Annotated in this window: 20 protein-coding genes; 12 read left to right on the plus strand and 8 right to left on the minus strand. The window is 69.5% G+C overall.

Annotated features, from left to right (window positions below):
* Positions 1-75: 75 nt before the first annotated feature.
* From sciP to AC2YHT_RS01170, 4 genes are all read right to left on the minus strand, one after another.
* Positions 76-357, minus strand: a complete 282-nt coding sequence (gene sciP, locus AC2YHT_RS01155) for a CtrA inhibitor SciP (protein ID WP_007675208.1) — start codon at positions 355-357, stop codon at positions 76-78.
* Positions 358-525: 168 nt separating this feature from the next.
* Positions 526-2,205 carry a flagellar hook protein FlgE gene (gene flgE, locus AC2YHT_RS01160; protein WP_487287766.1) on the minus strand — a complete coding sequence of 560 codons (1,680 nt, stop codon included), beginning with the start codon at positions 2,203-2,205 and terminating at the stop codon, positions 526-528.
* Between the two features lie 139 nt (positions 2,206-2,344).
* Positions 2,345-3,034: a flagellar hook assembly protein FlgD gene (locus AC2YHT_RS01165; protein ID WP_487287767.1), complete on the minus strand. Its 690-nt coding sequence runs from the start codon at positions 3,032-3,034 to the stop codon at positions 2,345-2,347.
* Positions 3,035-3,045: 11 nt separating this feature from the next.
* A complete protein-coding gene (locus tag AC2YHT_RS01170; RefSeq protein ID WP_487287768.1) occupies positions 3,046-4,743 on the minus strand; it encodes a flagellar hook-length control protein FliK in 1,698 nt (565 codons plus the stop codon).
* Positions 4,744-4,790: 47 nt separating this feature from the next.
* On the opposite strand from AC2YHT_RS01170, the gene AC2YHT_RS01175 reads away from it, so the two are divergent.
* From AC2YHT_RS01175 to AC2YHT_RS01185, 3 genes are read left to right on the plus strand one after another with little or no spacing between them, the layout of a single operon-like run.
* Positions 4,791-5,159, plus strand: coding sequence for a hypothetical protein (locus tag AC2YHT_RS01175; RefSeq protein ID WP_487287769.1), 369 nt, complete (start codon positions 4,791-4,793; stop codon positions 5,157-5,159).
* Complete coding sequence (flgK, locus tag AC2YHT_RS01180; RefSeq protein WP_487287770.1) at positions 5,159-7,267, plus strand: flagellar hook-associated protein FlgK; 2,109 nt, start codon at positions 5,159-5,161, stop codon at positions 7,265-7,267. The genes AC2YHT_RS01175 and flgK overlap by 1 nt, the downstream gene beginning before the upstream one ends.
* Before the next feature lie 8 nt (positions 7,268-7,275).
* Complete coding sequence (locus AC2YHT_RS01185) at positions 7,276-8,199, plus strand: flagellin (RefSeq protein ID WP_487287771.1); 924 nt, start codon at positions 7,276-7,278, stop codon at positions 8,197-8,199.
* A gap of 8 nt (positions 8,200-8,207) precedes the next feature.
* On the opposite strand, the gene AC2YHT_RS01190 is transcribed toward AC2YHT_RS01185, so the two are convergent.
* The gene (locus AC2YHT_RS01190) at positions 8,208-8,867 is read right to left on the minus strand and encodes a GNAT family N-acetyltransferase (RefSeq protein ID WP_487287772.1); all 660 of its coding nucleotides are present in this window, start codon (positions 8,865-8,867) and stop codon (positions 8,208-8,210) included.
* 133 nt (positions 8,868-9,000) lie between these two features.
* Here AC2YHT_RS01190 and mnmA point away from each other — a divergent pair, with 133 nt between their 5' ends.
* Positions 9,001-10,227: a tRNA 2-thiouridine(34) synthase MnmA gene (mnmA, locus tag AC2YHT_RS01195; protein WP_487287773.1), complete on the plus strand. Its 1,227-nt coding sequence runs from the start codon at positions 9,001-9,003 to the stop codon at positions 10,225-10,227.
* A 175-nt stretch (positions 10,228-10,402) separates the two neighbouring features.
* Here mnmA and AC2YHT_RS01200 read toward each other — a convergent pair whose 3' ends face one another.
* Both AC2YHT_RS01200 and AC2YHT_RS01205 read right to left on the minus strand, forming a co-directional pair.
* Positions 10,403-10,933, minus strand: coding sequence for a phosphoribosyltransferase (locus AC2YHT_RS01200; RefSeq protein ID WP_110118024.1), 531 nt, complete (start codon positions 10,931-10,933; stop codon positions 10,403-10,405).
* A gap of 15 nt (positions 10,934-10,948) precedes the next feature.
* Positions 10,949-11,923 carry an MJ0042-type zinc finger domain-containing protein gene (locus tag AC2YHT_RS01205; protein ID WP_487287774.1) on the minus strand — a complete coding sequence of 325 codons (975 nt, stop codon included), beginning with the start codon at positions 11,921-11,923 and terminating at the stop codon, positions 10,949-10,951.
* 57 nt (positions 11,924-11,980) lie between these two features.
* On the opposite strand from AC2YHT_RS01205, the gene ftsE reads away from it, so the two are divergent.
* The 4 genes from ftsE to AC2YHT_RS01225 are packed head-to-tail and all read left to right on the plus strand — an operon-like array spanning position 11,981 to position 14,938.
* A complete protein-coding gene (ftsE, locus tag AC2YHT_RS01210; protein WP_487287775.1) occupies positions 11,981-12,712 on the plus strand; it encodes a cell division ATP-binding protein FtsE in 732 nt (243 codons plus the stop codon).
* Positions 12,712-13,605, plus strand: coding sequence for a cell division protein FtsX (locus AC2YHT_RS01215; protein WP_487287776.1), 894 nt, complete (start codon positions 12,712-12,714; stop codon positions 13,603-13,605). Before ftsE ends, AC2YHT_RS01215 begins: the two co-directional genes overlap by 1 nt.
* The gene (locus AC2YHT_RS01220; RefSeq protein WP_487287777.1) at positions 13,602-14,228 is read left to right on the plus strand and encodes a YdcF family protein; all 627 of its coding nucleotides are present in this window, start codon (positions 13,602-13,604) and stop codon (positions 14,226-14,228) included. The genes AC2YHT_RS01215 and AC2YHT_RS01220 overlap by 4 nt, the downstream gene beginning before the upstream one ends.
* Entirely contained in the window at positions 14,225-14,938 is a 714-nt protein-coding gene (locus tag AC2YHT_RS01225) for a lysophospholipid acyltransferase family protein (RefSeq protein WP_487287778.1), read from the plus strand. The genes AC2YHT_RS01220 and AC2YHT_RS01225 overlap by 4 nt, the downstream gene beginning before the upstream one ends.
* Positions 14,939-15,066: 128 nt before the next feature.
* On the opposite strand, the gene AC2YHT_RS01230 is transcribed toward AC2YHT_RS01225, so the two are convergent.
* Positions 15,067-15,615, minus strand: coding sequence for a gamma-glutamylcyclotransferase (locus AC2YHT_RS01230; RefSeq protein ID WP_487287779.1), 549 nt, complete (start codon positions 15,613-15,615; stop codon positions 15,067-15,069).
* 38 nt (positions 15,616-15,653) lie between these two features.
* Between AC2YHT_RS01230 and AC2YHT_RS01235 the strand changes: the two genes are divergently transcribed.
* The 4 genes from AC2YHT_RS01235 (at position 15,654) to AC2YHT_RS01250 (ending at position 19,823) form a co-directional block, all read left to right on the plus strand.
* Entirely contained in the window at positions 15,654-16,673 is a 1,020-nt protein-coding gene (locus tag AC2YHT_RS01235) for a DUF2125 domain-containing protein (protein WP_487287780.1), read from the plus strand.
* Between the two features lie 121 nt (positions 16,674-16,794).
* The gene (locus tag AC2YHT_RS01240; RefSeq protein WP_487287781.1) at positions 16,795-17,586 is read left to right on the plus strand and encodes a chorismate mutase; all 792 of its coding nucleotides are present in this window, start codon (positions 16,795-16,797) and stop codon (positions 17,584-17,586) included.
* 40 nt (positions 17,587-17,626) lie between these two features.
* On the plus strand, positions 17,627-18,742 hold the full coding sequence (gene hisC, locus AC2YHT_RS01245; RefSeq protein ID WP_487287782.1) for a histidinol-phosphate transaminase: 1,116 nt from the start codon (positions 17,627-17,629) through the stop codon (positions 18,740-18,742).
* 139 nt (positions 18,743-18,881) lie between these two features.
* Positions 18,882-19,823 (plus strand): prephenate/arogenate dehydrogenase family protein, encoded by a 942-nt coding sequence (locus AC2YHT_RS01250; protein WP_487287783.1) that lies wholly within the window; start codon positions 18,882-18,884, stop codon positions 19,821-19,823.
* Positions 19,824-19,849 lie beyond the last annotated feature (26 nt).

A 19,849-nucleotide genomic window follows, 5' to 3' on the forward strand; every position in this document is an offset into this window, starting at 1 on the left:
GACGCGGCCGCTGAACAGACCGTTCGGGCGCTTTGCGGAGCATAACCCCTCGCGCCCTATCAGTTTTTCCGCCGTTTAGCGGTACTGCTGAAGCCGGGTGGTCCGAAGACCCGCCAGGCCATGCCGGTCGATAGACTGCTGCCAGGCGAGGAATTCCTCGTTGGTCAGCTTGTAACGATCGCACGCCTCGTCGAGCGAGAGGAGACCACCGCGAACGGCGGCCACCACCTCGGCCTTACGCCGGATCACCCAACGCTGGGTTTCCGGAGGCGGCAGATCCGACAGGGTAAGAGGCGCACCGGTCGGACCGATGACGTACTTTTCACCCCGGCTGTTCGTGCGCTGCTGCTGCAACATGGCTTTACGCCTTTCCCACAACCATCACTGTTGATGAGGAATATAGGCGCCGGGAAATAACAGCGGCTTAATTCCAGTAGTAAAGAAAGACCTAAACATCGGACTTCCCCAGGCTATCAAAGTGTATCGATGTGACACACTCTGATTAAAAGCGGTTAATACCTATGATCAGCGCTTAATGCTCAGAAGTTCTTCCAGCATCTGATCAGCGGTGGTGATGATTTTCGACGACGCCGAGTAGGCGCGTTGCGTAGTGATGAGGCCGGTGAACTCAGTCGACAGGTCGACAGTCGAAGCTTCCAGCGTCGAAGGAGCCAGAGAACCGGCGCCGCCCGAGCCCGGGGTCTTCAGGCTGTAGGTGCCGCTTTCATTGGTGACGCGGTAGGCGTTGCCGTTGACGCCCTTCAGGCCGTTCGGATTCGAGAAGGTCGCGACCGCCACCTGGGCGATGCGGCGGGTGACGCCGTTGTCGAAGATCGCCGAGACGTAGCCGTCTTCATCGACTTCGATGTTGGTCAGGTTGCCGAACGCGGTGCCGTTGGTGTTCACCGACTGCACGACCGACTGGCTGTTGTACTGGGTCAGGCCGCCGGCGGCGTTGGCCAGGTCGATCTGCACCGACTGGCTGTCGATGCCCAGGCTGTCGGCCCAGCGCGGACCCGTGCCGGTGGCGGTGGGGTCCGAGGCGTCGATGGTGATCGAGGTCGGGTTGGTCGTGCCGAACAGCGTGCCGGTCGAAGACAGCTTGCCGTCGGTGGTGAAGGTGATCTTGCCCGAGCTGATCAGGCCGTTGGCGTTGTTGTCCAGGTCGCCCGGCTTGGCGCGCAGTTCGGCGTACCACTCGTTCGGGCCCGGACCCTTGAGCAGCGACAGGGTGACGTTGCGCTGGCCGCCCTTGGAGTCCGAGATCGGAACCTGGATCTCGAAGTCCGGCTTCACGCCGGTGGTGCTGTCGAGCGCGTAGTCCGACATCGAGTTGCTGGCCGGGTCATAGACGCCGCCGGCCGCCACTTCGGTCTTGGTGTTGACGCCCAGCGAGGCGAACGAGACCGTCGTGCCGCCGCCGATGTCGATGGCCGCCGACGGCGTGGTGGTGCCGGCCGGGGTGTAGGTGGTCAGGGCGCCGGTGGTCGGGTCGTAGGCGGCCGTGCCGCTGGAGACCAGGTTCGTGCCTTCGTACAGCTTGACGTCATAGGTGTTGCCCGTGCCCGTCGGGGAATAGGCGACCGTGTAGTTGTGCGCGGCGCCGGCGCTGTCGGTCACGGACTTGACGCCCGTGGTGAAGCTGGCCGAGGCCGAGACCGGCTGTTCCGAACGCAGGTTGGCGTTGACGCCGACGCGGGTGGTCTTCTCGGCGGTGCCGCCGACGCTGCCGACGTTGATCGACGACAGCTGGGTCAAGTCCGACGGGTCGGGCGTGATCGCGCCGGTGACCGGGTCGGCCAGCCAGCCCTGCAGGTAGAGACCGGCGTCGTTCTTCAGGTAGCCGAGGTTGTCCAGCTGGAACGAACCGGCGCGGGTGAACGAGCGGGTGTCGGTGGCGGTCAGGCCTTCCGGCTTCTCGGTGGTGACGAAGAAGCCCGAACCCGAGATCGACAGGTCGAGGTTCGAGGTCGTCGACTGGGTCAGGCCCTGCTGGCTGATGAACTGGTGCGTCAGCGCCTTCACGCCGCCGGCGCTGTAGGTGCTGTTCTTGCTCTGCGAGGTGACCAGGGTCGAGAAGTTGGCCGACGAACGCTTGTAGCCGACGGTGTTGACGTTGGCGATGTTGTCCGAGATGGCGGCCAGGGCCGAGGAGTTGGCGACCAGACCGGAAACGCCGGCGAGCATGGCGCTGTTGATGGACATGACTGAATTCCTGCTCGTGAAGTTTGTGTCGAGGGGTTCAGCGCTGTTTGCGTTTGGGTCCGGATCGGCCGTCTGGCTCGGGGGGACCGCGTCGGCGTCTTTCTGACGCCCGGTTCATTCGGTAGAGGCCGGCGGGGCCTTAGCTGGTGGTGGTCGCCGGCGGGTTGGTGACGCCGATCACCGAACTGATCGGGACCTTGACCCCGTCGATGGTGACCATGTTCTGGCCGCTCTCGTTGGTCACCGCGGTCACGATGCCTTCGATCCGGCCCTTGGAGCTGGTGGTGATGTTCGCGCCATCGGCGTTGATGGCGGTGATCTTCAGGGTGTATTCGCCGCCCTCGGCCTGGGCCGTGCCCTCGTCGGACTTGCCGTCCCAGGTGAAGGTGTGGTCGCCCTTGGACATGTCGTCCGGGTACTTGGTGGCGATGGTCGCGCCGTACTTGTCGAGGACCTCGATCTTCACCGAGGTGCCGGCCTGGGCCTGGGTGTAGCTCCAGTCGGCCTTGCTGTTCTTGATGGTGGCCTTGGTGGTCTCGGCCGTGGCCAGCTTGTCCATCATGCCCAGGGCGTTGGTCAGGCCGCCGTCGTTCATGCCGACCAGGGCCGCCAGCAGGTCGTTGGTGACCAGCTGCTGCTCGACGCCCGTCATCTGGACGATCTGGCCGGTGAAGGCGTTGGAATCCATCGGCGACAACGGATCCTGGTTCTTCATCTGGGTCGTCAGCAGCTTCAGGAAGGTCTCTTCGCTGCTGGCGAGCGAGTTCTTGGAGTTGTTGATCTTGTCGAGCACCGAGGTGCTGCTGGACGTCGCGGTCGTGGTGGCCATGACGCTTGCTCCTAGATTTTGACGTCGACGCCGCTGGTTTCCGCACCGCGGTAACCAGGGATCAGCGACGAAGCCGAAACGGTGGGGATGTCCTCGACGGCGGCGCCCGCGAAGGCGCGGCCGGCGAAGGCGCGGCGGCCGTGGTCGCCGCCTTGGAAGTCGAAGAAGGCGTTCTGCTGCTGGCCCTGGCCGCTGTTGCCGCCCTGGCTCGACACGTCGAACTTCAGGGCGTTGTCGGCGACGTCGAAGCCGGCCTGGCTCAAGGCCTGGCGCAGCTCGCCGGCGCGGTGGCGCAGGTCGGCGGCCGCTTGCGGATTGTCGAAGGCCAGGGTCGCGGTCAGCTTGCCCTCGGCGCCGATGCGCACCTGCACGTCGACCTTGCCCAGGCCTTCCGGCGTCAGGACGATGTCGAAGCGGGTCGACTTGGCGTCGAGCTTCTTGCTGATCTCGGCCGACAGGGCCGCGACCGTCTCGGGCGAGCCGCGGACGATGGTCTCGGCCGGAGCCTGGGCCGTTTGCGCGGCCTGGGTCTGGACGGTCGGGGTGAAGGTCGCGTCGATCTTGGCGGCGGGCGCGTCGGTCGAGACGGTGTCGGTCGCCATCTTGGCGAAGGCGTCGGCGCCGCTCTTGTCGCCGTCGCTGTTGGTCGCGGCGTCCTGGGCGGCCTGGTCGGCGGCCACGGCCTGGGCGGTGACCACGGCCTCGCCCTTGGCGGCGACCTCGGTCTTGCCGGCCTGCGGCGCGACCGGAACGGTCTCGGCGGGCTTGGCGGCCTGGGTCAGGGCGGCCGACGCGGCGACTTCGGTGGTTTCGACGGCCTGGGCGTCGGTCGCGGCGGGGGCCACGTCCTCGGCGGCCGTCTGAACGGCGGTCAGGCTGGCGATCTCGTCGCCCAGCGAGACGGCGGCCGGCTGGGCGGCGGCCGGCTGGGCGGCGGCCGGCTTGGCGGCGTCGGTCGTGGACTTGGCCTCGGCGGCGACGGGCTTGTCGGTCGTCTTGGCGGTCTGGTTGGCCAGGGCGGCCTGCTCGGCCAGCTTGGTCAGGTCGGCGGAAGCCGGCCCCTGCTCGCTCGGCGACAGGGTTTGCAGCGCCGACAGGTCGACGGTCGCGACCGGAGGGGCCGGAGCGGCCTCGCCTTCGGTCGTCGGCGCGGCGGCGACAGCGTCGGAGGTCAGGTCGGCGGCGGCGGCGACGGCCGTGGCCGCGGCGGCGACGGGAGCCGCGCCGGCCAGCTTGGCGACGCCGGCGACGGTCTCGGCCACGTCGCCGATCAGGTCGGCGGCCTTGGCCAGCAGGCCTTCGCCCGCATCGGCGCCCTGAACAGCCGATTGGGCGGCCGACTGAGCAGCCGATTGGGCGGCGGTCTCGGTGGAAGCAGCGGCGGCGGCCGTGGCGTCATCGCCCTGGGCCGGCTTGGCCGGTTGTTGTTGAACGGTCATGGCGGCGACCACGGCCGCGCCCACCTGGGCGGCGGCGGCGTCCTGGCCCGCGGAGGCGTCTTCACCATCCTTGCGGTCGCTGGCGGCCTTGGTCGTCGGCTTGGCCTGCGACTTGCCCGTCGGACGGGCTTCGGCCTGGTCGGACCCGCCTTCGTCGCCCGACGCGGCCAGCAGCGCGCCGAACACGTCGCCGGCGCTAGAAGCGTCGGAAACGCCGGCGGCGCCCGAGGCGGGCGTCGGAAGCGGAAGAGAGGCGGCGATCGCGGTCATGCGGGTCGGTACGCTCGGGCTGGATGACGGCTCGGATGGAGCACGCCTTGATCCGCCGTTCCCTGAGCAATCACCGGGCCAACCCGGAAATTTCTTACAAGCCTTTGATTTTGCAGATTTTAACTCCTGATTTACCCTTTTATTTCGACAGGTTGCGGCGCTTTTTGCCGGGCGGAAACGGAAAGAATGACCCCTCGCTTGCCGCGTCGGCGCGTCGCAGCCGGGCCAGGACCGAGGTTGGCGCCATCCTTGCGCTCACCTTTTCGTCGTCCGCACGGCGCATGGAACCCAACGCCTTGTATTTCAACGGTTTGCACATCTGTAACGAGACGCTCTCGACCCGGACCCGGCAAGTTTCGCCGGGCAAGGTCGCGTCGCGTGGTTCGTGCTTTGCCGGGCGGACAGGAGACCTCTGATGTCCCTCAACACCATCCTGAACACCGCGACTTCGGGGATGATGGCCGCCCAGACGGGCCTGCGCGTCGTCTCCGACAACATCGCCAACGTCAACACCGCCGGCTACGTCCGCAAGACCGTCAGCCAGTCGAACCTCGTGTCGAACGGCATGGGGGTGGGCGTCAATATCGACGCGATCAAGCGCGCGACCGACCGCTTCCTGCAGTCGGCCAGCCTGAACGCCGCGTCGGACTCGGGCCGGGCCTCGGCGCTGTCCAGCGCGCTCGACAACGCCCAGAAGCTGTTCGGCGACCCCAGCGCCAGCACCAACTTCTTCTCGATGCTCGACGACGTCTATTCGTCGTTCTCGCAGGCCGCCGACGAGCCGTCCTCGTCGCTGCTGCGCACCCAGGCCCTGACCAAGGTCGAGGACTTCCTCGGCGAGTCCAGCCGCATCACCGCCGGCCTGTCGAACCTGGGCAAGGACGCCGACACCAAGATCTCGGCCGATGTTGACCGGGTGAACGTGCTGCTCAAGCAGATCGACGAGCTGAACACCGACATCACCCGCGCCAAGACCACCGGCGTCGACTCGACCGGCTCGGAGAACATCCAGAGCGGCCTGATCGACGAACTGTCGGGCCTGATGAACGTGCAGGTCAGCCAGCGCGCCAACGGCGGCGTGCTGATCCGTTCGACCGAAGGCCTCAGCCTGGCCGGCGACGGCGCGGCCACCGTCAAGTACGAGCAGTCGCCCACCGCCAACGGCTACCTGACCGTCACCCTGCCCAACAGCGGCGGCCAGCCCAGCCCGCTGTACATCAGCAGCGGCGAGCTCAAGGGCCTGATGGAGCTGCGCAACACCGAGCTGCCGGCCCTGCAGGACCAGCTGGGCGAGTTCGTCAGCCGCGCCACCGAAGAGCTGAACCGCGCCTCCAACGCCAACTCGGCGGTCCCCGCCCCCACCAGCCTGACCGGCCGCAACACCGGCCTGGACGCCACGACCGCCTTCTCGGGCTTCACCGGCAAGACGACGATCGCCCTGACCGACTCCAGCGGCGTCATCCAGCGCCGCATCGACGTCGACTTCACCGCCGGCACGATGACCGTCGACGGCGCCGCCGGCCCGTCGTTCACGCCCGGCAACTTCCTGACCCAGTTGAACAGCGCCCTGGGAACCGACGGCCAGGCCACCTTCTCGGACGGCGCGCTCAGCCTGTCGGCCAACGGCGGCCTGGGCGTGGCCGTCGCCGACGACGCGACCACCCCGTCGACCAAGGCCGGCAAGGGCTTCAGCCACTATTTCGGCCTCAACGACATCGTCCGCTCGACCGGCTACTCGCCGTACGAGACGGGCATGACCACGGCCTCGCAGCACGGCTTCACCGCCGGCGACACCATCACCCTGCGCCTGACCGACGTCGAAGGCGGCCGCATCCGCGACGTGAAGGTCACCGTCCCGCCGGGCGGCACCATGCAGGACCTGCTGACCGCCATGAACTCGCGCAGCGACGGCGCGGGCCAGTACGGGACCTTCTCGCTCGACTCCAAGGGCGCGCTGAACTTCAGCTCCAACAGCGCCTCGCCGGTCACCCTGTCGGTGGTCGAGGACAACACCGAGCGCGGCACCGGCGGTCCGACGCTGAGCCAGCTGTTCGGCCTGGGCCCGTCCGAGCGCAGCACCCGCGCCTCGAGCTACGCGGTCGACGCCACCCTGGATTCCAACCCCAGCCGTCTGGCCTTCGCCAAGCTGGACCTGACCGCCGCGGCGGGGACCTCGTCCCTGGCCGTCGGCGACGCCCGCGGCGCCCTGGCCCTGGCCAAGGCCGGCGACAGCACGGTCAACTTCTCGGCCGCCGGCGGCGTCGGCGCGGCGACCAGCAGCGTCCTGCGCTACGCCGCCGACTTCTCCGGCTCGATCGCCCGCAAGGCGGCCGCCGCCGAGTCCCGGAAGGACGCCACCGCTTCGGTCAAGACCGAGGTCGACACCCAGCGCCAGTCGCAAGAGGGCGTCAATCTCGACGAAGAGCTCATCAATCTGACGACGTACCAGCAGGCGTTCAACGCCTCCGCCCGCCTGATCCAGGCGAGCAAGGACATGTACGACGTTCTGACCAACCTCATCTGAGGCCGCCCATGACCCGTGTCTCCACTTCCAGCAACTTCGGCGTGATGACCTCCAATCTCATGCTGGCGCAGGTGCGCCAGAACGAGATCGGCGAACAGGTCTCCAGCCAGAAGATCGCCAGCGACCTGAAGGGCTACGCCAAGAACGCCGAGATGCTGACGGCGATGAAGAGCGCCCAGGCCAAGATCGACGGCTTCCTGGACCAGACCAAGCTGGTCTCCAACCGCCTCGACATGCAGGACACCGGCATCGGCCAGGTCGCCGACGCGGCCGGCGACGCCCGCGAGGCGATCGCCAACGCCCTGGCGGCCGGCAACGCCACCACCCTGATGGAGCAGCTCCAGAACGCCTTCGGCGACGCGGTGCGCGGCCTGAACACCAAGTCCAACGGCTACTACGTGTTCTCGGGCGCCAAGACCGACACGCCCACGACCACGGCCACCAGCATGGCCGACCTGACGGCCGCGCCCAGCACGGCCTCGCTGTTCCAGAACGACCAGTACGTCACAACCAACCGCATCGACGAGTCGACGACGGTGAAGACCGGCGTGCTAGGCGACGCTTTGGGCACGGACCTGTTCGACGCCTTCAAGCAGATCCAGGCCTATGTCGACGCCAACGGCGCCTTCAGCGGCAACCTGACCGAGGCCCAGACCACCTTCCTCAAGGGCACGCTGTCGTCGTTCGACACCGCCCAGAAGGGCCTGACCACGGCCCAGGGCAAGAACGGCCTGAACCAGAGCCGCTTCGAGGACGCCCAGACCGCGCTGCAAAACCAGTCCGACAGCCTGACGGTGATGATCGGCGGCGTCGTCGACGTCGACATGGCCGAGGCCGTCACCCGTCTTCAAGCCGCCCAGCTGGCGGTCCAGGCCTCGGCCCAGGTGTTCTCGACGCTGCAAAGCTCGTCGCTGCTGAACGTGCTGAAGTAGGGCCTCGTCTAGGCGTCTGGACCTGGGATGACCGCCGTGTGGAGGCGGCCCTCGAACCGCCAGCCGAGCGCCTCATAGAGCGCCCGCCCCTCGACCGTGGCGGCCAGGACGCCCTCCTCCGCCCCGCGAACGACAGCCTCGGCGCCGAGGCGCGTCATCACGGCCCTGCCGAGACCTCGCCTCTGGTGGGCCGGATCCGTGACGATCTTGTCGAACACCGCGAACGATCCGGTCAGCGCCGCGCGCCCGGAGGCCGCCAGCGTCCCGTCCGGGGCCGTCGCGGCGATGACCAGCACCGCGCCTTCGAGGGTCGTCGACAGGCGATAGGCGGGATCGGGCTCGACCGCCGGGGCGCCATCCAGGGCCGCCGCCATCAGGTCGGCGCAGCTTTCCAGCCGCCAGCGCTCGTCGAGGGCCGCGATCAGCGCCTCGGGCGGGCAGAACGCCTTCAGGAACACGCCCGGCTGATCGATCCCCCGCCCCAGCCGATTAAGGGCGACCGCGTCGAGCGCGGGAAAGACGTAGCGCGCCAGATGCCCCGGCTCGCTCACCGTCAGATGAAAGCCGCCCGCGATCCGCTCAGGCCTGGCCACGCCGCGCGACAGCGCCCAGCCGTCTACCCAGGCCTCGACCAGTCTCGGATCCGCCGCGCGATCGTCCGCCGCCATCGCCTCTCCCCTCGCCCGAACGCCCCGGATAACCCGCCCAGCCGCCGCCCTTTGTCAGCATGATTGCAAGCCGCCGCGACCTGCGACGCTGCTCAGCCTCGCAAAACCGTCGCTCAGGGCCTAAATAGCCGCGATGGACGCCGACCTCGCCCGTTTCGACCCCGCCCACGCCCCCGTCGCCGAGGGCGACGCCCTGATCGCGCAGGCCGCGCAGGCGGTGAAGCAGGCCGTCGGTCTTCCCGAGGGAACCCGGATCGTCGCGGCCATGTCCGGCGGCGTGGACTCGACCGTCACCGCCGCCCTGCTGGCCCGCGCCGGCTACGACGTGGTGGGCGTGACCCTGCAGCTCTACGACCACGGCGCGGCGATCTCGAAGAAGGGCGCCTGCTGCGCCGGCCAGGACATCATGGACGCCCGCATGGCGGCCGAGCGGATCGGCATCCCGCACTACGTGCTGGACTACGAAAGCCGCTTCAAGGAACAGGTCATCGAGGAGTTCGCCGACGCCTATCTGCGCGGCGAGACGCCGATCCCCTGCGTGCGCTGCAACCAGACCGTCAAGTTCCGCGACCTGCTGGACGTGGCCCGCGACCTGGGCGCCGAGGCCATGGCGACCGGCCACTACGTGCAGCGCGGCTTTGTCGGCGGCGGCAACCGCCCGCAGCTGCGCCGCGCGGCCGACCCGGGCAAGGACCAGTCCTACTTCCTGTTCGCCACCACGCGCGAGCAGCTCGACTTCCTGCGCTTCCCGCTGGGCGGCTTCGCCAAGCCGCAGGTCCGCGCCGTCGCGGCCGCCCTGGGCCTGTCGGTGGCCGACAAGCCCGACAGCCAGGACATCTGCTTCGTGCCCGAGGGCAAGTACACCACGGTGATCGACCGGATTCGTCCGCAGGGCGCGGTGGCTGGCGACATCGTGCACCTGGACGGCAAGGTGCTGGGCCGCCACGAGGGCGTCACCCGCTACACGATCGGCCAGCGTCGCGGGCTGAATGTCGGCGGCGGCACGGGCGAGCCGCTGTTCGTGGTGCGCATCGACGCCGAAAAGCGCCACGTCGTGGTTGGTCCGCGCGAGGCCCTGCTGACCAAGTCGCTGACCCTGAAGGAAGACAACTGGCTGGGCGGCGAGGACGACCTGATCGAGGCCGCCAAGGCCCAGGCGCCGGTCCTGGCCCGCGTGCGCTCGACCCGCGAGCCGGTCGCCGGACGCCTGTCGCTGGAAGACGGCGGCGTGCGGCTGGTGTTCGACGGCCTGGAAGAAGGCGTCGCCCCCGGCCAGGCCTGCGTGCTCTACGACCCCGCCGATCCGGAACGCGTGCTCGGCGGCGGATTCATCGCGACCACGGTCAGGGCGATGGACTGACCCCCTCTCCCCTTGCGGGAGAGGGTGGCCTCCCGGAGGGAGGTCGGGTGAGGGGTCGCACGAACAGAAACGCCGCGAAAGCCGATCAGCTTTCGCGGCGTTTGACGTCTGAGAGACCCCTCATCCGTCAGCTTCGCTGACACCTTCTCCCGCAAGGGCAGAAGGACCAGGATCCTTAGTCCAGGGCGCCGATGTAGGGCAGGCCGCGGCTCTTGCCTTCGTCGTCGAGGCCGTAGCCGACGAGGTAGCGGGCCGGAGCTTCCCAGGCCACGAAGTCGGGCTCCATGCCGCGCGAGGTCGGCCAGGGCTTGCGGGCGAAGACGGCGGTCAGCACTTCGCTGGCGCCGGCGTCCTTCACCAGGCGGGCGGCTTCCGACAGCGACAGGCCGGTGTCGAACACGTCGTCGACCACCAGGGCGCGGCGACCGACCAGCGGGCGCTGCAGGTCGGCGCGCACTTCGCAGCGACCGGTGCTCTTGCGCTCGTCATGGTACGAGGCCAGCCACAGGGCGTCGAAGCGGACGTTGCGGCCGGCCTTCCACAGGGCGCGGGTCAGGTCGGCGGCGAACCACAGGCCGCCGGTCAGCAGGCAGACGGCGACGGTGTCGTCGTCGATGCGCGGCGCGATCTGACGGGCCAGGGCCTCGACCCGCTCGGCGATTTCTTGCTCTGAAATGAGCACTTCGGGGCGGGCGGGATCGGTCATGTCAGGGGATCTTGGTCAATGATGCTCGGCGGGAGCCGCTTCGGCCGCTCCGGTCTCATGACCAGGGGCGTCATGTCCAGCCCCTTCGGCCGCGGAATCCTCCGTATGCCCCTCGGCGGCGGCATGATCCTCGGTCGGCGTGTCCTGGGCGCCGCGCAGTTCCGGCTCGCCGTGGCCGCCCTCGGCCGCGTGCAGACCGGTCTTCACCGCGTGGCCCGCGCCCTTCTCGACCGCGAAGGCGATCTCCAGCACCTGGGCGCTGGACGGCGGGTTCAGCAGGACGACCGAGAAGTGGCGGGTCTGGCCTGGCGGGATGGTCGGGTCGGCGGCGGCGGCCAGCTGGCCGGCCACGCGCTTCTGGGCCTTGTTGAGCAGGGCGATGCGCAGCGGCGGCGCCTGCACCGGCTTTTCGGTGATGTTGCGGATGACGCCGGTGATGGTCAGGGCGGCGCGGCCGTCCTGCATCGTCGGCTCGGCCCGGATGCTGTTTTCCTCGACGATCAGGCCGATGGTGTTGATCGGCGCGCCGACCATGGCGTAGGCGCCGGCCGTGCTCGGCCAGAGCTTGCCGATGTTGAGGCGGAACACCCCGGCCCCGACCAGCACCACCACCATCACCGCGACCATGCCGCCCCAGACAATGCCGGTGGTCTTGGCCTCCTTCAGGCGCCGTTCGGCGTCGGCGCGGGCGCGGAACACCTTGGGCAGTTCCTCGCCCGGCAGGGCGCTGACCGGCGGCTCGGGTTCGGGCGTGTCGTCGAGGGCGTGCAGGGGATCCAGCGCCGCGGCCGCGGCGGCCCCGTCGTTGGCCGGCCCCGGGGGTGTCCCGACGGTCGGCGGCGCATCGAACAGCTCTTCGTCGGCGGCGTTTTCGTTACGCGCGGTCCAGCGCGCGCCACACGAGGCGCAACGCACGACACGACCGGTCGCACCGACCTTGGCGTCGTCGACGAAATAGCGGCTGGCGCACTCCGGACAGGTCAGTATCATGGCCGCGAATCGGTCATCCCCGCTTTACAGCATTGGAGGTCGCCGATTTTAACCCTGATGTCCAGAAACCCCATCGACACACCCGTGCGGACCGGCGCAGATCAGGACCTCGACGCCGTTCCCGTGGTCCGTTTCGAAGGCGTGTCGATGCGCTACGGACGGGGTCCCGAAACCCTGCGCGACGTCGGCTTTTCCCTTGCCCCCGGGTCGTTTCACTTCCTCACCGGCGCCTCGGGCGCGGGCAAGAGCTCGCTGCTCAAGCTGATCTATCTGGCGCATCGTGCGTCACGGGGTCGCGTCGAGCTGTTCGGACGCGACATCAGCCTGGTCCACGCCGGCGACCTGCCGTTCCTGCGCCGCCGCATCGGCGTGGTGTTCCAGGAATTCCGCCTGCTCGAGCACCTGTCGGTGTTCGACAACGCAGCCCTCCCCCTGCGCATCGCCGGTCGCAAGCCGGCCACCTATCGCGACGACGTCGCCGAGCTGCTGCACTGGGTGGGCCTGGGCGAGCGCATGCACGCCCTGCCGGCCACCCTGTCGGGCGGCGAGAAGCAGCGCCTGGCCATCGCCCGCGCCGTGGTCGACCGGCCCGACGTGCTGCTGGCCGACGAACCGACCGGCAATGTCGATCCGGCGATGTCGCTGCGCCTGCTGCGGCTGTTCGTTGAGCTCAACCGCCTGGGCACCACGGTGCTGATCGCCACCCACGACGAGGAGCTAGTCGCCCGCGCCGCCCGCCCCGTGCTGCACCTGGAGCACGGCCGCCTGATCGAGCCGGGCGAGGCGTGATGAGCGGTCCTTTCGACATCAACCGCTGGAAGCCCGGCCCGCTGCTGCCGCCGCGCGACGCCCGCGACGGAGCGCTGGTCTTCGTCGTCGCCGTGCTGTGCTTCCTGGCCTGCCTGACCGCCCTGGCCGCTCTCGCCGCCAACCGCGCCGCCGAGGGCTGGAGCGCCCAGCTGACCGGCTCGGCCACCGTCGTCGTCCGCGCCAAGGCCGGCGAAACGCCCGACAGCGCCGCCGCCCGCGCCGCCGAGACCCTGGCCGGGGTCAATGGCGTCACCCAGGCGCAAGCGCTCACGAAGGACAAGGCCGAGGCCCTGCTGGAGCCGTGGATCGGCCGCGACGCCCTGGTCGCCGACCTGCCGACCCCGCGCCTCGTCACCCTCGACCTCGACCCCAAGGCTCCGGCCTCCGCCGAGACCCTGACCAAGGCCCTGCGCGAGGCCGCCGTGGACGCCATCGTCGACGACCACAGCCGCTGGATCGCCGACATCGAGCGCGGCGCGGGCCTGGCCCGCTGGGCGGCGCTGGGCGTCTTCGCCCTGATCGCCGCCGCCGCCGCCGCCGTCATCACCTTCGCCACCCGGGCGGGCCTGGCTGCGCGGCACGAGGTGATCGAGGTGCTGCACCTTTCCGGGGCCGAGGCCGGCTTCATCGCCAGGCTGTTCCAGAACCGTTTCGCGGCCATGGCCGCCAGCGCGGGCTTGCTCGGCGGCGCGGCCGCGGTCATCGTCGGGGTGACGGCGCGGCTGGCGGGGGGCGGCACGGGCCTCACGCCGGTGCTGCCGCTGGCGTGGATCGACCTTCTGGCGCCCCTGCCCTGCCCGCTGATCGCCGCGCTGGTCGCGGGGCTGGCCGCGCGCGCCGCGGCCCTCCGCCTGCTGAAGGACATGCCGTGAAGAGCATCGCCGCCTTTCTGATCGTGGTGATGATCTGGACCCTGGGCCTGCTGGCCTTCACCTCGCGGGTGGAGCGCTCGACCCCGGCGGCCGATCCCCCCGTCTCCGACGGCGTCGTGGTGCTGACCGGCGCCTCGAACCTGCGCCTGGAGGCGGCCACCAAGCTGCTGGAGGCCGGCAAGGGCAAGCGCCTGCTGATCTCGGGCGTCAACCGCGAGGCCACCCGCGCCGACGTCCAGGACGTCACCAAGGCCGTCAAGCCGATCTACGACTGCTGCGTGGACCTGGGCTTCGCCGCCGCCGACACCGTCGGCAACGCTCGCGAGACGGCCGAATGGGCCAAGGCGCGCGGCTATGAGAGCCTGATCGTCGTCACCGCCGACTACCACATGCCGCGCTCGATGCTGGAGCTGCACGCCACCATGCCGGACGTCGAGTTGCACGCCTATCCGGTGGCCACCGAAAGCCTCAACGCCCGCCGCTGGTGGAAGCGCAGCCACACCGCCCGGCGGATGATCGTGGAATACTGCAAGTACCTGGCGATCCTGGGGCGCGAGGCGTTCCTGAACCTTGGTCCGAAAGACAAGACCGCCGAGACGTCGGCGAAGGAAAAAGACACTTGATCTACCTGCGCTCGTTCCTGTTCCAGCTGTTCTTCTGGCTGTGGTCGGCCACCCTGGCCACGCTGATGCTGGTGACCCTGCTGATGCCGCGCGCGGCCAACCGCGCCGTGCTGCGCTTCTGGTCCCAGGGCGTGATCCTGGCCCTGCGCGTGTTGGCGGGGGTGAAGGTCGAGGTGCGCGGCAAGGAATACGTTCCCACCGGTCCGGCGCTGGTGGCGGCCAAGCACCAGTCGATGTTCGACGTCTTCAGCCAGTTCGCCATCCTGCCCGACGCCTGCTTCGTGATGAAGAAAGAGCTCCTGATGGTGCCGCTGTTCGGGTGGCACGGCCTGAAGGCCAAGATGATCGTCGTCGATCGCAAGGGCCACTCGACGGCCCTGAAGAAGCTGGTCCGCGACTCCATCGACCGCATGAAGGAGACCCGCCAGGTCGTGATCTTCCCCGAAGGCACGCGCGGCAAGGTCGGCGAGCCCGGCGACTACAAGCCCGGCATCGCCGCGCTCTATCGCGAGCTGGAGCTGCCGGTGACCCCGCTGGCCCTCAACTGCGGCCAGCACTGGAAGCACAAGAGCCTGCTGGTCGAGCCCGGCGTCATCGTCTTCGAATACCTGCCGCCCATCCCCGCCGGCCTCAAGCGCGGCGAGTTCATGCGCGAGCTGCAGACGCGGATCGACACCGCGACCAAGGCGCTGGAGGACGAGCACATCTGACGCCTGCGGCGTCCCCCTCAGTCGCTCCGCGACAGCTCCCCCAGAGGGGGAGCATCTTGGCGCCATAAATCCTCCCCCTCTGGGGGAGGTGGCCCGGAGGGCCGGAGGGGGCCGCCCGCCAGGGCGGCTCAGCCCTCCCTAGCCTCGACCATCTTCAGCAACGCCTCCATCGCGTGATCGCGCACGCCGTCCTCGCGCAGGTGCCCGACCAGATCGCGCAGATAGTCGATGTTCGGCCCCGACAGCCCGCGCGCCCCCGCGATCAATTCCGCCTGCTGCTCGAGCGTCAGCGCGCCCGCCCACTGGCCGTGCTTGCGGTCGGACAGGAAAACCAGGGCCGGGACCTCGCCGTTGCCGTCGATCTTCAGCTTCGACCAGGCCTCGAAATAGGTCTCGGTCGGCTGCTCGCGTTCGCGCAGGTAGGCGTAGACCTCGGGCCAGGCGGCCTCGGCCACCCGATAGGCCACGCCCCGCACAGCCCCGCCCGGAGCCAGGCCCAGCACCAGGCCAGGCCGCTCGTACGTCCCCCGGTGATGCACCGAATAGATGCAGAAGGCGCGCCTGCGCCCATGGAGGACCGCCGTTCTTCGGTCTATGAACGGGAACCCGGGCCGCCACATCAGCGATCCGTAACCGAACACCCAACGATCGCCGCCCCGCGGCTGCTCGCTCGACACGCCTGACACCCTCACCGACCGGAACAGCCCCTTCGCCCATGACCCATAGCGACCCGACGCCGTCCCGCAAGCCCCGCCGTCGCGGCCTGGTCCTGCCTTTCGTCCTCGCGGCCCTGGTCTGCATCGTCTGGAGCGTCGGCTGGTTCTGGCTGCGCAACGAGATGGTCACGCGGATGGACGCCACCGCCGCCCACCTGAAGGCCGAGGGCTACGACCTCTCCTGGACCCGTCGCGAGGTCACCGGCTTCCCCTTCCGCCTCGACGTGCGGCTGGAAAACGCCCGTGTCGCCGAGCCCTCGGGCTGGGCCGTTCGCGCGCCGCAGCTGAAGGGCGAGGCGATGATCTACGGCGTCGGCCACTGGATGATCGTCGCCCCGGCCGGCGTGGTGCTGACCCGTCCGGAGAAGGGCGACGTGGTCGTTACCGGGCAGGCCCTGCGCGCCAGCCTGGCCGGCTTCGACCAGTATCCGCCGCGTATCTCGATCGAGGGCGCCAAGCTGGTGTTCACCACGGCCGCCGATGTCGAGCCCTTCCCGATCAGCTCGACCGACGCCCTGCAGCTGCACCTGCGCGCCGGACCGGACGACCAGGCCGCGATCTTGTTCAAGGCCGACGGCGCCAAGGTGGCCTTCACCGGCCTGCTGGGGCGCATCGCCCAAGACCGCACCGCCTCGCTCTATTGGGACTCGCGCCTGTCGAAGGCCTCGACCCTGCGCGGCGAAAACTGGACCGACGCGGTGCGCGACTGGACCGCCGCCGGCGGCGCCATCAGCGTCGAGAGCGGCAAGCTGACCGCCGGCGACGCCCTGATCGAGGCCAAGTCCGGCGCCCTGACCGTCGATCCGAACGGCCGCCTGCGCGGCGCCCTCGACGTCACCGTGCGCGAGAAGCCCAGCCCCGCCGAGGCGATCACCGACGTCCGCTCGGCCGCCGCCGCGATCGCCGCGGCCGCCGGCCAGGACCCGACCCTCAGCGCCACCCTGGACTTCCAGAACGGCCGCACGCGTCTGGGCCCGTTCGACACGGGGCCGTCGCCGCAGGTGTACGTGCCGCGCTGACCCAAACCCTCTCTCTTTGAGAGAGGGATCTTAGACCAACGCAATTTCCTTCCCCGGCGATGCGGCTATTGCGCCCTTCGCGGCAAAGTCTATGTTCCGGCCCTCATTTTCGGGGATAGACATGGGTCGCGACGCGGACGAGACGCCGCCCTCGCTGGACGAGGTCCGATGGCGCATCGACGCCATCGATAGCCAACTGCTCGCGCTGATCGACGAGCGGGCCGGCCTGTCGCGCGCCGTCGCCACGGCCAAGCGCGCCGCCGGCGACACCGGTTTTGGCCTGCGCCCCGGCCGCGAGGCTCTGATCGTCCGCAAGCTGCTGGACGCGCCGCGCAACGAAGCCTCCGACGCCCTGCTGATCCGCATCTGGCGCGAGCTGATGGCCGACAGCCTGTCGCGCCAGGGCCCGTTCCACCTCACCGTCTGGGGCGACGGCCGCACGGTCGAGCTGGCCCGCTCGCGCTTCGGCGCCGCCCCGCCGATGGCCGTGGTCGCCGCCGAGAAGGACGCCCTGGCCGCCGCCAAAACGCCGTGGGGCGTGGCGGTGCTGGGCCTGCAACCAGGCAGCGCCTGGTGGGGCCGCCTGCTGGCCGAGCCGACTCTCAACATCTTCGCCGCCCTGCCCTGCCTGACCCGCTGGGGTCCGCAGGCCGCCTTCGCGGTCGCCGAGGTCGAGGTCGAGCCCACTGGCGGCGACCAGACCTTCTGGGTCACCGATAGCGTCAAGAGCGCATCCGCCATCGTCGAGGCCCTGGGCGCCGACGGCGTCGCCGCCGAGCCGGTGGCCGAGGCCGGCGGCCTGAAGCTGTTCTCGCTGTCGGGCTTCTACCAGCGCGACGACGAGCGCCTCGCCCGCGCGCCGGGCCAGCTGTCGGGCGTGGTCGGGGCTGCCCCCGTTCCCTTCGACGTGTAAGTAGGGCCGCGCCTCTTCCAGGCGCCCGCCGAGACCCGTGATGACCGCTTCCGACCGCTCCGCCTCGCCCCGTCCGCTGCCCAAGCCGGGGATTCTCGACATCGCCGCCTATGTGGGCGGCAAGTCGAAGATCGAGGGGATCGCCCATCCGGTGAAGCTGTCGAGCAACGAGAACGTCCTGGGCTGCAGCGAGCAGGCCAAGGCCGCCTATCGCGACGCGGCCGACCGCCTGCACGTCTATCCGGACGGCAAGGCCATGGCCTTGCGCGCCGCCGTCGCTGAACGCTACGGCCTGGAGCCCGAGCGCCTGACCTTCGGCGACGGCAGCGACGAGATCTTCGCCCTGCTGTGCCAGGCCTATCTCGAACCCGGCGACAACATAGTCCAGGGCGAGCACGGCTTCGCCGCCTACGCGATCGGGGCGCGCGCCTGCCAGGCGCAAGTCCGCTTCGCCGCCGAGCCGAACCGTCGCATCGACATCGACGAAACGCTCAAGCAGGTCGATGACCGCACCCGCATCGTCTTCGTCGCCAACCCAGCCAACCCCACGGGCACATGGCTGACGGGCGAAGAGATCCGCGACCTGCACGCGGCCCTGCCGCCGTCGGTGATCCTGGTGCTGGACGGCGCCTATGCCGAGTTCTGCACCGATCCGCGCTTCGAGGACGGCCTGGCTTTGGCGCGCGAGGCCCGGAACGTCGTCGTCACCCGCACCTTCTCGAAGATCCACGGCCTGGCCGCCCTGCGGGTCGGCTGGGGCTATGCGGACGCCGACATCATTGATCCGATCGAGCGCATCCGGCCGCCGTTCAACACCTCGGTCCCGGCCCAGGAAGCGGCGATCGCCGCCCTGGCCGACCGCGCCTTCGAGGCCGCCTCGGTGGCCCTGGTCGAGCAGTGGCGGCCGTGGCTGGCCCAGCAGTTGGGCGGCCTTGGCCTGACCGTCACGCCCTCGGCAGCCAATTTCGTGCTGGTCGACTTTCCGACGACGCCGGGCAAGACCGCCCTCGACGCCGAGGCCTTCCTTGCCAGCAAGGGCTATCTGGTTCGCGCCGTCGCCAACTACGGCCTGCCCAATTCACTGCGCATCACCATCGGCCGCGAGGAACACAACCGCGCGGTCGTCGATCTTCTAGCCGAGTTCGTGGGGCGGTAGGAAACCTCCCTTCCCCCTCGATGGGGGAAGGGTCGGGGATGGGGGTGACCCCCGCCGCTCCGCCGCACTACGATCGACCGCCGCATCACCCCCACCCAACCCTCCCCCATCGAGGGGGAGGGCTTATAAGAACAAAGCCATGTCACCCACCGGCCTGCTCTATCCCAAGATGACCGTCGTCGGCGCCGGCCTGATCGGCGGCTCGGTGATCCTGGCCGCGCGCGCCCACGGCGTGGTCGGCGAGGTCACCATCGTCGACGCCAGCGAGGCCCACCGCGCCCGCGCGATCGAGATCGGCCTGGCCGACCACGTCACCGGCGATCTGGCGGAAGCGGTCAAGGACGCCGACCTGGTGGTTATCGCCACCCCGGTGCTGTCGATCGGCGAGGTGGCCGCCGCCGTCGCCCCCCACCTGAAGCCCGGCGCCACCCTGACCGACGTCGGCTCGACCAAGGCCACCATCGCCGAGGCCTTCCGCGCCCCGGAACTGGCCAAGGTGTTCCCGATCCCCGGCCACCCGATCGCCGGCACCGAGCAGTCGGGGCCCGACGCCGGCTTCGCCGAGCTGTTCGAAGGCCGCTGGACCATTCTGACCCCGCTGGCCGACCGCGACGACGAGGCCTACGCCGCCGCCGTCGCCAAGCTGTCGGCCTTCTGGCGCTCGTTCGGCGCCCAGGTCGAGCTGATGGAGGAGAAGCACCACGACCTCGTCCTGGCCGTCGTCTCCCACCTGCCCCACCTGATCGCCTACACCATCGTCGGCAGCGCCGCCGACCTCGAGAACGTCACCGAGAACGAAGTGATCAAGTACTCGGCCTCGGGCTTCCGCGACTTCACCCGCATCGCCGCCAGCGACCCGACCATGTGGCGCGACATCTTCGTGGCCAACAAGGACGCGGTGCTGGAGATGCTGGGCCGCTTCACCGAGGACCTGCAGGCCATGAGCCGCGCCATCCGCTGGGGCGACGCCGACACCCTGCACGCCCACTTCACCCGCACCCGGGCGATCCGCCGGGGCATCGTCGCGGCCGGCCAGGAAAGCGCCGAGCCGAACTTCGGGCGCGATCGCGGGAAGCACTAGTTCCTGATCCCTCTCTCTTTGAGAGA

The organism is Caulobacter sp. SRI_008 (assembly GCF_057586355.1).